General features: G+C 43.8%; 6 protein-coding genes. All 6 read right to left on the bottom strand.

Translation table 11 applies throughout. From position 1 onward, the window contains the following. Nucleotides 1–52: 52 nt before the first annotated feature. The 6 genes from CSD97_RS03330 to CSD97_RS03305 all read right to left on the bottom strand — a co-directional run bounded on the left by CSD97_RS03330 (nucleotide 53) and on the right by CSD97_RS03305 (nucleotide 13,632). A complete protein-coding gene (locus CSD97_RS03330) occupies nucleotides 53–3,055 on the bottom strand; it encodes a glycosyl hydrolase family 28-related protein (protein ID WP_098031967.1) in 3,003 nt (1,000 codons plus the stop codon). Between the two features lie 29 nt (nucleotides 3,056–3,084). Further along, nucleotides 3,085–6,102, bottom strand: a complete 3,018-nt coding sequence (locus CSD97_RS03325; RefSeq protein WP_005832872.1) for a glycosyl hydrolase family 28-related protein — start codon at nucleotides 6,100–6,102, stop codon at nucleotides 3,085–3,087. Between the two features lie 146 nt (nucleotides 6,103–6,248). Further along, nucleotides 6,249–6,968, bottom strand: coding sequence for a DUF3823 domain-containing protein (locus tag CSD97_RS03320; protein WP_005832874.1), 720 nt, complete (start codon nucleotides 6,966–6,968; stop codon nucleotides 6,249–6,251). A 20-nt stretch (nucleotides 6,969–6,988) separates the two neighbouring features. Further along, the gene (locus tag CSD97_RS03315) at nucleotides 6,989–8,953 is read right to left on the bottom strand and encodes a RagB/SusD family nutrient uptake outer membrane protein (protein ID WP_005832876.1); all 1,965 of its coding nucleotides are present in this window, start codon (nucleotides 8,951–8,953) and stop codon (nucleotides 6,989–6,991) included. Nucleotides 8,954–8,966: 13 nt separating this feature from the next. Further along, a complete protein-coding gene (locus CSD97_RS03310; protein WP_057097849.1) occupies nucleotides 8,967–12,383 on the bottom strand; it encodes a TonB-dependent receptor in 3,417 nt (1,138 codons plus the stop codon). 235 nt (nucleotides 12,384–12,618) lie between these two features. After that, nucleotides 12,619–13,632 carry a FecR domain-containing protein gene (locus CSD97_RS03305; RefSeq protein WP_055288535.1) on the bottom strand — a complete coding sequence of 338 codons (1,014 nt, stop codon included), beginning with the start codon at nucleotides 13,630–13,632 and terminating at the stop codon, nucleotides 12,619–12,621. Between the last annotated feature and the right edge of the window lie 83 nt (nucleotides 13,633–13,715).

The following is a 13,715-nucleotide window of genomic DNA, read 5'->3' as shown; positions in this document are numbered from 1 at the left end:
CCTGCGATATAAAACGACCGCAGGGGCTAATTCTTTTTTACCTATACAATACCTAACGTATCTTAATTCCATAGAAAGAACTTGAGGTGGTAACAAAAAGCATATCCTTCTGCCTTCCACCAATTGCCAAGGAAATCGGGCGTTCTTCTATCTGAATACGTCTCTGCTCTTTACCATATTTGTCATAGACAAATATTTCACCATCAGCAACATAGACATTTCCGTCAGCATCGGTCACATTACTGTATTGGCCATAAGGACATATTATTCCTTGTTCTGTCAAACGGCCATCCCCACCAACGGAAAGTTGTACTGTCGTTTTATTCATCTCATTTACAATATAAACCGGTTCTGACTGACCGGGAACTGTAACAGTCAAAGCACAAGAACGTCCCAAATCATAGGTATCCGGAATAATTGTCACGCCATCCGGAGCGACAAAACTATACTCAGGCATACTGGCAACCACCTTGTCAAAGTCACCTCTCCAACGACTGGAAGGGTGAATGACTTTCTGTATATTCTTCATACCGGCTGTAACGACACGTGGCATAGGCTTCATCGTAGCATCCACGTTATCCGGATTAAAAGAATACCCCCAAGCACTCCAGCCACTGTTACCCCAACCACTGTACATCGGATTATCATCCGGCAAGCGCACTACCGTTTCCTGCTTGCCGTTCACCAGATAACCCGGCTGAGGGTCATAGCGGAAAATAACCAGCAGATTGTCTTGCGTATCAGTGGCCAATGTAAAAGGTTTCCAGGGATAATCGGCTATCAAAGTAATCTGCTCCGTGTCTGCCGACCATTTATAGATTTTCTTCAGACGGTTTTCACAGAAGTAGATATTTCCTTTACTGTCGGTAGTAGCTCCGGAGGCCAGTTCAAAACCGGTAGCCAGCTTCACAGGCTTGTCCATGACCGTGCAGGAAGGGCGAAGGCTCTTCTCGCTACCCGAAACAGTGAGACGGGCAAAGTCCCACGAATAAACGGGCAACTTCTTATTCATATCATATATAGGAAACTCTATGACTGGCAATATCTGCGTATAATTGTGCATATTACGGAAAGTGATATTCTTGCAATCCCATATGCGGAAACCTATCCTCTTCGGCATAAAGGCACGGATCACGCGATACATCCACACATTTACCATTTCGATATTTTGACAATTGGACATTTCTGCCATATAACAATCAGGCCCTTCACGACCTTCTTCCTCAAACTGGAAAGCATAAATTTTCCAGTTGGCCACATTATGGAAACGGGCTTCAGTACGGACATGATGCTCCAAAGACATGGCATAAATACGTCCCGGAGTCTTCGTTTCGCTAATATAAAGCCCACTGGCAGCATACGTACTGGCTGTCCAAACATCCTTAATTGTCCCGCCGCCATTGTTTGTAATCCACAAACTCCAATACTGGTTGTCCCAAGCCATATCCTTACCGGTCTCCATGACCGGAGAAGACGGGGAACTAATTCGACGCTCGCCCCTGCGGTAAGACGACTGTCCGGAAACATTCGGAGCCAGTTTGCGCAAGGTGCCGTGCCCGCCTACAAACTTCACATCATTCAAGTACGAACGCTCACCCGCCATCCATTTACAGCCGACAGCACGGTAATTATACGCACCGGTATTAATACCTATGCCATTCAGCACGTCGTCGCCGCCTTCGGAAGATTCAACCAAAGGCACAGGCATGCCGAAACCACTGAATGCAGGCTCGCTTTCCTTCAACAGAAATTGAGTCCCAAAAGGATGCAGCCCAATCAGCTTAGTACCGGGAGACAGCTTCAACGTTCTCGTCAGGCGATACCAACCCTGGGGCACATAGATGTTTTTATGCAAAGAGACAGCTTTCTCAAAAACTTCCGTATCATCAGTCTCGCCATCACCTTTTGCCCCTAAGTCTCGGATATTGACCCATGTCTCCATTGCCGGAAGAACCGGAAGGTCCTTGCCAAGTGTAACCGGCAGTTTTGCCACCGGCTCTATTTCACATATTTCCCTGAAAGAAGAAGCATCATTCAAATCCTGATACACCAGACCGTAAGTAAACTCCTTGACTCTGTACATTTTTGCTTTTCCGGCCACTTTCTTTCCACTTTGAGCATAGCCCACCAGTACGGGAACATTCCTGCAATCCACATTCACCAGATTCAATTGCGAAAAAGTATTTCCCTCTACGCTCACCCTGACACCGGCTTCCGAAATATTCTCCCACAACGAATTCTCCACATGAAGACGGTCTGCCAGATTCTCTGCCATTTCAAAGGCAACGGGCGTATTCTTCACATGCATATTGACGATGGCAAACCCCACCTCTTTTGAATAGACAGCCGCCTTTCTCTGCCCCTCAAAGTAAGTATCGACCATCATCATAGGCCATCCCGGAGAAGTCCTGGAGGAAATTATCCCATATTCACCGCCATAAAACCTGACGTCTTCCAGTTCATTGCCAACATCATACATGCCGGCTTTCCCCGAACCAATCCGAATGTCGCAATGATTGATAAATCCATGCTGGGCAAAATGCGCACGAATGGCGACGGCTTGAGGATTACCTTTGTCTATACGGAAATCCACATTGGACACCGCACTATAGAAAGTACCTGCACCGGCATCCGAAGGCTTCCTGCCCTCTTGTGCCAGCCCTCCCGTAAACCATATCATATAATTTTGAGTAGTCTGGAAACCGGGTGTATCGGCTCCCAAATAAATCACCGGCCGTTTCTTCCCATAACCAATCAGCCGAATGGATGAGGGAATTTGAATCGTCTTGCTAATACGATAATTTCCTTCCGGCAGAAACAGTATCCCAAAGTTCTTTTCGCGCTTCACCTGATTGATTGCCTCTTGAAGTGCATCGGTCACGTCAGACTTTCCATCAGCCTTGAAGCCGTAATTCTCCGGGGTAAAGTAGAATGCTTCCGGATCGTCCGGTCTTTGCGTATAGGTGGAACCACCCTCTGCCGCCCACCCGGACGGCATATTACCGATAATCCAACAGACTATCAGCAGGTATCTCATTATTTGATAATTTCTCATTACACAGATTGTTTTAATATGGATTTTCCTTATTTAATACGTACACCAAAGAACTTGGAACGGCCTGTGACAAACAATGTATTGCCATCCTTACCGCCAAACTGTAATGTGGACGGACGTTCGGGAACACGAATCATCCCTTTCTTCTTGCCATCCTTATCAAATACATATATTTCTCCGTCAGCCACATACAAGTTCCCTTCCTTATCTACAGCAGAACCAAATTCGCCCTGCTCCACAAAATAGCTCAAGTTGGAGAGCGTGCCGTCATTGGCCACATCCATCTTCACCATTCTGCGGTCATATTCATCAGAGGTATAGAAAGGCTTTCCCGGATAGGCTTCCAGCAGGGAAGAACTACGTGACAAGTCGAAATAATGAGGAATGATAGTTTTTCCATCCGGTGCCAGGAAGCACATTTCAGGAACATAGACCGACACCGCATTGAAATCGTGGAAGTCTCTCCAACGGTTAGAAGGATAAAGAGCCTTATACACGTTCTTCACTTGACCCATCGGAACACGCGGCAACAGTTTGATGGTCTCTTCCGGATTTTCCGGGTCAATGGAGTAGACTCTCATTGTATATGCGGAATTACCATATCCGCTGAAAGAAGTACCTTTTGTATCAGGCATTACCGGCATTTCCTCCGGCTTACCATTAATCAGATATCCCGGCTGCGCATCATATCTGAACAATACCAATAGATTATCTTCTGAATCAAAAGCCAGGTTGGAGGGTTTCCACGGGAAATCTGCCAGCAGCGACAAGCTGTTTGTCTCTACCGACCATTTAAAGATACGACGCATCCGATGGTCGCAGAAGTAAATGTTACCTTTACTGTCGCGCGCAATGCCTTCGGCAAATTCCAAATCGGAAGCCAATTGGTTCACCTTACCTATTTCATTGCCTAACGGTTGCTGATGAGGTTCTTTTCCGGTTACAATCAAGCGAGAAAGTTCCCACGGGCGGATGTCAATGTCTTTATTGACATCGAACACTGCAATGTTATTCGTATATTTAATCTGAGAATAGTTATGCAGGTTCAGAAATGCGATGTTCTCGCAATTGCGGATACGTACAGAACTGTGATACGGTTCATTGACACGGATAACGCGGAACATATACAAGTTTGCAAAGGTCACATCTTTGCAGTCGTCCATCTCTATCGGTTGGCAATCGGTACTTTCGCGGCTCTCTTCCTCGGTTTGCATGCAATACACCTTCCAGTTGGACACCTTGTTGAAACGTACTTCATTTCTTACATGATGCTCGATGGACATGGCATAGATACGCCCCGGAGTAGAAGTATTGTTGGCATAGAAACCATTGGTGGCATATGTGCTTGCTGTCCAGATGTCTTTAAAGGTGCCGCCACCGTTGTTGGTCACCCACAGACTCCAATACTGGTTGTCCCAAGCAAGGTCCATGCCCGAAGCCGCTACCGGATTATCGGGAGAGCTGATGCGAACCGGTCTTTCCCACCAGCCTCTTGGTTCAGCCACACCGGGTTTCGGTTTCCACAAGCCACCGTGTCCACCTACAAATTTCACATCGTTCATATAAGAATCGGCATTTGCCATCCACTTCACGCCTACTGCACGATAGTTGTAACCACCGGTATTGATACCGATACCTACCAGCATATTAGCACCACCTTCGGACGATTCAACCATTGCCTTCGGACCACCAAAGCCGCTAAATGCAGCAGTACTTTCGTTCAATCTGAATTGTGTTCCAAAAGGATGCAAGCCAATCAACTTGGTATTGGGCTTCATCTTCAATGTTTCAGTAATGCGATACCAGCCCTGAGGCACATAGATGTTATCGTATTTATCAATAGCCTCTTGAATAGCCTTTGTATCATCTGTTTCTCCATCACCCTTGGCACCAAGTTCGCGAAGATTCACCCACGTTGCCATAGCAGGCAGTGCAGGAATATCCATTCGTTGAGCTACCGGCATCTTCTGTATCGGCTCAACTTCAACCAATGTTTCATATTCCGGCATATCAAGCAGGTTATCCATTTGCAGACCGTGGTCGTATGATTTCACTTTATAGATTTTATGAGCAACTTTTGTATCTGTATTGCTACGTGTGTACTTAGCCAAAACCGGCACATTCTTACAATATACATTACGGAAAGTAATTTGATTATTGCTGTTGTTCTCATTGGTAATTACCACAGCCGGACCACTTACATTTTCAAAGTAGCTGTTTTCCAAAAAGAGCTTGTCGCAATAATTAGGGTCGATGTCGAATACAGCCGGTACATTCTTAGCATACAGATTTACCATTGCCAAACCAGACTCTTGGCAACGAAGCGCTGCAATGCGTTGTCCCTCAAAATAAGAATCAACCATCATTACCGGCCAACCCGGAGAAGCTTTTGTCGTATAGATACCATAATCACCTCCATAGAAAGCTACGTTTTCCAATTCATTACCTACATCGAACAGACCGGCTTTACCCTTACCGATATATACTGCAACATAATTGATAAAACTATGCTGTGCAAAGTGAGTACGCAATGCCACTGCATGCGGATTACCGTCTTCTATGCGCAGGTTAATATTAGACATAGCACTATAGAACGTACTGGCACCTGCATCACGCGGTTTCTCACCTTCTTTAACCATACCTCCTGTAAACCAGAACATATATTTTGCTTTTCCCTTATCGCTTGGTACTTCTTCTTGAAATCCCGGAGAGTTTTTAGCCAAAATAAATTCAGGACGGTTCTTTCCATAACCAATCAAACGAATGGCTGTAGGAATATAAATAGTCTTACTGATTTTATACTTGCCTTCAGGTATAAAAAGAATACCGAAATTCTTTTCTTTCTTCACTTGATTAATGGCTGCCTGCAAAGCGTCCGACACGTCCATTTTTCCATCCGCCTTTATCGGATAGTTCTCGGGAGTGAAATAGAATGCTTCCGGATCATTCGGTTTCATTGGGTAGATGGAGTTCAATTCCACTGCATAAAGTTGCATACTGAGCATTCCCAACAAAAGCATTAAAAGATTGGTTGTCAGTCTTTTCATAATAATTTGTTATTAAGATAATTATACAATAAAGGCGTTCTGTTCTTCCAAGGACAGAACGCCTTTGTCAGTTAAATATACATTCTTCTTAGAACAAGAAGTATATTATGTCACAAATATAAGGTTTATATCGTTACAGTTTTTGTTTAAAACGGTATTTCAACCAACGGACTGTAATTATAACGTATTGTACCTACATCAGGAATACTTGCCTTGGCGCCAATACGGAAGAAATAATTCTTTCCTGTATATTTAAATGCACTTTGGTTAGCAGCCACATCAATAGTCAGCGTATAAGTCTTAGCCGGGTCAATTGCTATAGGCTCATCAAATGCAATTTTGTCTGTGCCGCCGCTCAATCCGAACTTCACGATATTACCTACCCACATATCAGAGAAAGCAAACAATTGGAGATCCGAAAGTTTTTCATTTCCCTTTCCACCTTCCAATGAGAAAGTAGCAACAATCTGGTTACCATTCTTCTCAATTCTCGGGTTCTTGATACGGATGTAAGGAGTTACCTTGAAATCCAAGGTATTATCACCCTTCTTCACTACCACGCCTTCTTGTTTGAAAGCATAGCAGTTATTATTCTCCATACGGATGTCATAGGTAGCGGCAAAAACCAAATTGTTGCGGTATTCGCCCGTATTCATAATTTTCCAGCTTTGAGTCTGCGGGTTGGCAAAACCTAACTCCACAACTTTCAGTTCGCCTCCGTCTTGAACGTCCATTCCAACCAGCTCACCTGTCTTCTCATCAATAATAGAGCCATGAATAGAGGCATTGGGAGATTCATAGTTATCAATTTCACAAGATGTCAATGCAAACAAACAGCATGAGATCATTAACAATATTTTTTTCATAATCTTCTAAGAATTTAGTATTAATAACCAGGGTTCTGAACTAAGCCATTTGATGCTGTTCCAGGAATAGCACGATAGTATGACTGAGGAGCAAAGGTACGACCGTTCTGTTTTTCATCTCCGTGGAAGTTTGCACGTACAAAGATGTACGAAGGCGTGTCGGTACGCAAGTCAATCATCGGAACGAGAGCCGAACGCATACCACCATTATAGTACACGTGGTTGTCGCGACGACGAACCATATCCCAGAAACGTTTACCTTCAAATGCCAATTCTACACGACGCTCTTTCAATACATTCTCCAAAGTAAGAGGAATGTTATCCTTATGAGCAGCACGATGACGGAGAGCATTCAGCAAGGTAGCAGCCTTGTTCTGATCGCCCTTACCACTTTCAACTACAGCCTCGGCATAGTTCAAATAGATTTCTGCCAAACGAATGTCGATAAACGGAGTAGTAATGGAGTTATCACGGCTGGACAAAGAAGAGAATTTTTCTTCTTCCATATACTTACGTACCGAGAAACCGGTAGTAGTATAGTTACCATTTTCTGAGTTACCAATGTTACCGAAACCAGAGTAGCCACTTGTACCTTCGGCACCAAAAGCAAAGTAAGTCTTTCCATCTTTACCCTGAGCAGAAGAGTTGTTATAAACAACGACTTTTCCTGAAGTTTCTACCAAACCACCTTGCATCAAGATAGGTACACTGGCATAGCTTGATCCGGGAATGATGACACTGGCTTGCAGACGTGCATCCTTATTCAAGAAAGGTTCAGACAAGCTGCTATATTGAATGTAAGGATCGGTAGACTTCACATTACCTTCCAACTGAACATTAGGTACATTGGCTTCATTGCCATCTGCACGAGTCTTGATAGGAGCACTCTTACCTGTACCATCATCGGTATAATCTTCGAACAAATCGACCAAATCAAGCGTAGGGCTGAAACGTCCGTAACGCAAAGCACCCGGATTTACCTGTGCCAAGCTGTAATACAAAGACCAACCATGACCTGAACGGTTGTTATTAGTCGAACCATCTACATAGCCACGAGACAGCAACACTTCATCTACCGGAGTAGACTGTATAAAGAGCTTTTGGAAATTTTGACGAGCTTCGTCTATGCTACCCGGATTGGCTCCATACAATGCACCACCATAATTATTCAGAATTTCATCTGAAGCAGCAATACATTCACCATAGAAATAATCAGCTTCGCCTTTGCTTAAACCAACCAATTTCTGATTAACAGCTTCACCTGCCAACGGAGCCTTGTCCCAATATTTGGCCAAAGAAGCAGCGAACAATGCCGCACGCGACTTCATACCCAATGCGCCCCATTTTGTGAAACGATAACCGTCACGAGCAACAGGAAGATCCTTTGCAGCTTCGCCAAACTCGTTAATAACGAATTTCCAAGTGTCTGATTCTGTACTACGCGGCACTCTCAAAGCTTCTGAATCACCCGGCACATAATCACCATCTTGCACGCGGTTAATGATAGGCACACCACCGTAACGCTTCACCAAACCAAAATAGATGTAAGCACGGGCAAAGCGAGCCTCAGCAATCATACGAGTAGCATCTGCTTGACTCAAAAGCCCTTTTTCTTGTGAAGATGTCACAGTTTCTATAAAGATATTCACCTGACGAATCTCATCATAAGGCCAATAATCGAAACCTTCTGTAATACCGCCACCACCTTCACTACGGGCAGCTTCATCAGAAAGGAAAGCAATGTTGGAAGCACCGTTTACACCGTCATAGTTACGGGCATTGAAACCTGTGTAGGGACGGAATACAAAATCTTCCATAGGGACTGCGGCATAAACAGTAGCCAATAAAGCCTTCATACCACCATCAGTTTCAGTCAGTTTGTCGCCGGACACTTTATCAAGCGGCTCCAATTCCAAGAAGCTATCGCAACTTGAAAGTCCTACAACCGCACATAGGGCCAGAGCGGATAATATGTTTTTCTTCATAATAATCTAAGTATTAAAAATTAATATTCAAACCAATATTATATGATTTCATCAACGGATAAGCCAAGCTGGCACCCCAGTCGCGTTCTTCACGTTCGGGGTCTGCATCTTTCAACAAAGAGTTACAGAATGTCAAGAGGTTGAAACCATTTACAAAGACACGCAGGTCGCTGATACCCACCTTACGAGTAAGATTCTTCGGAAGTGTGTAACCCAATTCCAAGCTCTTCAAACGCAAGTAAGTAGCATTCGGATTCCAGAAAGGAATAGCACCTACACCCCAGCTGTTACCATTATCCTGTGTACCGACGAAGTCACGACGCAAAGCGGGGAACTTACCAGATACCCATTGAGTAGCAGGATTGTAGGGGTCATCAGTAACGTTAGCTGTATGCCAACGGTCCATATACTTCTTCATCAAAGTCGGGTTAGTCTTCGAACCGTAACCGAATACGTCATCATTAGCATAACCGATTACATAACCGGCAGCACCCTGCAACAGAATGTTCAGGTCGAAGTTCTTGTAAGTGAATCCCAAGTTCATACCAAACTGGTAAGGAGGATTGGCTCCTGCACGACGTGATTCAGGCAACTGGTCTTCATAACCAATTACACCGTCACCATTGCGGTCAATAATACGGAATGCACCGGGAAGCATCATGGAGTTACCATTGCTGCCACCATACAGAGGTGCTCTTTCAAATTCGGAAATATTCTGGAACTGGCCGTCTGTCTTCTGAATCCACATACCACCACCTGAGTGATCCCACATACCGCCGATGGTACGATTATCATGACCATTCAAGAAGCGGTCCATTGAACTTTGGTAAGGATTGTGTTCTACATCCAAGAATTTGTAACGAGTGAACGAGTAGTTGGCACTGATGGTATAACCAAAGTCCTTACCAATCTTACCGCGTGTTCCGAGTTCAATTTCAAAACCGGTGTTTTCTTCCGAGTTAATGTTTTCTTTCGGGAAGCTGGCACCGAATGTATTCGGAATATCCATGATGCGGCTTGCCAAGATACCATCGTTGACACGACGATAAACTTCGACAGTACCGAACAATTTACCATTCCACAAATCAAAGTCCACACCGATGTTAGCAGTCTTGGTTACAACCCATGACAGATTATCAAGAACCACACCCGGAGCAACCATACCCATGGTCAGCTTATCATTAAATACATAACCTTTTTCACCTTGTGTATATGCAGCCACGTATTGGAACGGATCACCGGCATCGTATCCACTCTTTCCGTAAGAAGCACGGAGTTTCAAGTTAGAAACAAACGGCAGACCCTCTTTGATGAATTTCTCTTCAGACATACGCCAACCGGCACTTACCGAGGGGAAGAAAGCCCAACGATGTCCAGGAGCATAACGATAAGAACCGTCGTAACGTCCTACAACTTCCAACAAATATTTGCCAGCATAATCATAGTTGGCACGTACCAAATATGCAGCCAGACGAGTTTCTCTGCGGTAACCGCTATTGGTTGCTGTACTGGCATCAGCCTGATTCAAAATGTCGTTCGTGAAATAACCGTCATACAAACGACGTCCATACAATTCATCGTAACGGCTACCTGACAGTTCGACAACTCCGGTAGCACTAATGTTGTGGTTGCCAAAGCTATTTGCATAGTTCACCTGTGCACGTCCATAAAGTCTTTGGAAAATACCCATTGTGTTCTGATAACGGTTTTCACCAAAAGTCTTAGTCGGCTGGTCAGTGAAGTAGTCGTACAACTGATAAGATTTCTGCAATTCTGAGTTGTTGCGGTTGTTACCATTGAAAGAACCCAAGATACCTAAGCTCAAACCCTGTACGAAAGGAACTTTCCAAGTCAAATCGAAGTCTGCGGAGTAGTTCACACCACGATTACGACGATATCCGTCTACATTCGGGTCAACCAAAGCTGCCGGATTCTTACTTTCGGGAGCAATATCAGAATAGTGGTTTGTAGACCCCATAGCGTAAGGACCTACACCACGGTCATTTACCAACAAAGTCTTGAAAGTCCACATAAAGTCTTCTCTCGGACGCTGTGTTTGGTCCCAACGACCGGCCACTTTAACGTTCATGGTCAATCCCTTAGCCAACTCGGCTGTCAAGTTTGAACGGAAAGTGAAACGTTCGTAATACTGCACATTGTTTTTCAACAAACCGTTATCGCGGTTGTAACCGGCACTTACAAAGTATTTCACCTTTTCATTACCACCACGAATAGAAAGAGTATGGTTCGTAGCGAAGGCCTGCTTGTTCATATACATATCAATCCAGTCCCAATCACGATAACCTTCTACACCATTCTTATATTTATCCAGAATGTCTTGTGAATAAACTTCAGCCTTCTTACCGTTGCGGCTCATTTCGTTTTCCATCATACGGAATGTATAAGCGTCTACAGTTTCTTCCATACCGGTAGCATGCTTAATACCGAACAAACCGGAGTAAGAAACACGTGTCTTTTCGGAAGCACCTTGCTTGGTAGTAACAATGATAACACCGTTAGCCGAGTTCATACCATAAATAGCAGCCGAAGCATCTTTCAAGATAGAGATATTCTCGATATCTTCAGAGTTAAGTTGGGCAAACTCTTCATATTCACGTGTTACACCGTCGATTACGATCAACGGTTCACCACCACCACGAATACTGATCATGTTATCGAAGGTACCCGGTTCACCCGTTTTCTGACGAATCATAAGACCCGGCATCTTACCTTGGATATTATTGATAAGGTTCTCACTCTTAGTGGTCTGAATAGTTTCAGAAGTAATCGCTGTTACAGCACCCGTCAATGACTGCTTCTTCTGAACACCATAACCCACAACGACAACCTCATCCAACACTTCGGCATCTTCTGCCAATACAATGTTGAAAGAAGTCTTACCATCTACACGGATTTCTTGAGTCTTATAACCTACATAACTTACAAGAAGAGTAGCAGTCGGAGCCACATTGCTCAGTGTAAAGTTACCATCAATGTCGGTAATCACACCGTTGCTGGTACCTTTCACCAAAATACTGGCACCGATAATCGGTTCACCCGTTGCATCAGCCACAGTACCTTTTACGGTGATCGCCTGCATAGTAGCCTGTACTTCCTCGGCTCCTACAGCCTTATCATAAAGGATTATATTACGGTCCAACACCTTATAGCCTATATTGGTTCCTTTGAACATATCGTTCAAAACCTTGAATATAGTTTTGTTATTTACCTGAACCGATACACGACGATTTACATCAACTTGTTTGTTGTTGTAGAAGAATACGAATTCGGTGCCCTGCTCCAATTCCGTCAATACTTCATCGACCGTTCTGTCTTCAAGCGCAAGGCTTACCATTGTTTTTTGAGCATAACTATCATTGGCAAAAGTCATACCAACCAAACAAAACAACATAAATAATGTGCATCTCATAGCAAGAGGAATTTTTTTCATGCATCTCATCAGGACACTTTTTGCCCTAAATGATTGGATACAATAGTGTTTTTTCATAATTTTGTATTGATTTCTAGTGAAAAAATAAAGTTACTTTATCTGTCGCCAAACAGATATTTAAAAGTTACTGTGTTTCATGCAGGAAAATGCGCCAACATTTTCCTGCATGTTTTTCTAAACGGACTTGTGTTTCATCATACTACTTTTTAAAGGGTTAATAAACTTCTATTACCTGTCTCTCGGCATTCACATCACCATCTTCAACAAACTTGAAATGAATATTCGAGGAGATTCGGAAGTGCTCCAATATTCGCTCCAAACGTTGTTTGGTAAATGTAGCCGTAAAGGAATTCTGCTTCAATGAAGCCTTTTTCAGAATGAATTCCACATTATACCTTTTGCTCAGACTATTCAATATATCTTCAAACGGAGTGTTCCTGAAAATCAAGCGTCCGTCCTTCCAACATGTTTCCACGTCTACATTGACTTCTTTCACAACGACCTTTTCCCGCACTATATCATAAATAACCTTTTGCCCCGGTATCATCATTACATTATTCCTCCTGCCGTTATTCACATAGGAGAAACTGACTTTACCCGAAACCAAAGTGGTCTGTACCGTCCTGCTCCCTTTGTAAGCCTCTACGTTGAACTCCGTTCCATGTACCACTATCTTGGAATTGTTCAGCGTGCCGACAATGAACTTCTTTTCATCTTTTGCGACAGAAAAGAATGCTTCACCCACCAACTTCACTTCCCTTTTATCATCGGCAAACCGGGAAGGATAACGCAACGACGACGACGAATTCAGAACGACTTCCGTTCCATCCGGCAATTCGACAGAAGTAGTCATTCCCGGATTTGTCCTGACTTCCATCATATGTATCTCTTCTTTATCCTTGTCCCAATAAAGGATAGACCACGATACCATCAAAGGGATGAATAAAATGGCGGCCGCCCGTTGCATCCCTCTAAATAATACCTGATACCTATTGACCTTTTTCTGTTTCATCTTACGATGTACATCCTCCAAGGCCTTCTTTACATCCAGCCTGGATGAAATCTGCGCCATGTCCGCCGCCAGGCCGAGTGTCTGAACCTGGCGGGCTGTCCTGCGGTTCTCTTCCGATGCTTCCAGCCACTCCTCTACCAGAGCAGTTTCATCCTCCGTTGTCTCTCCTTCATAATAGCTGAGAAGCAGGTTCTCCATTCCCTCTCTTTTTACCATAATTTTTATTGCTAGCTTTAATCTAAAGACAAACGGGTGAAAAGAACTCCTAAACAAAAAGCTAAAAATATTTTATACACATA

The organism is Bacteroides sp. AR29, from assembly GCF_900217715.1.
Lineage (GTDB): Bacteria > Bacteroidota > Bacteroidia > Bacteroidales > Bacteroidaceae > Bacteroides > Bacteroides uniformis.
Note: the sequence above shows the minus strand (reverse complement) of the source record. Positions and strands in the feature narration are given on the sequence as shown.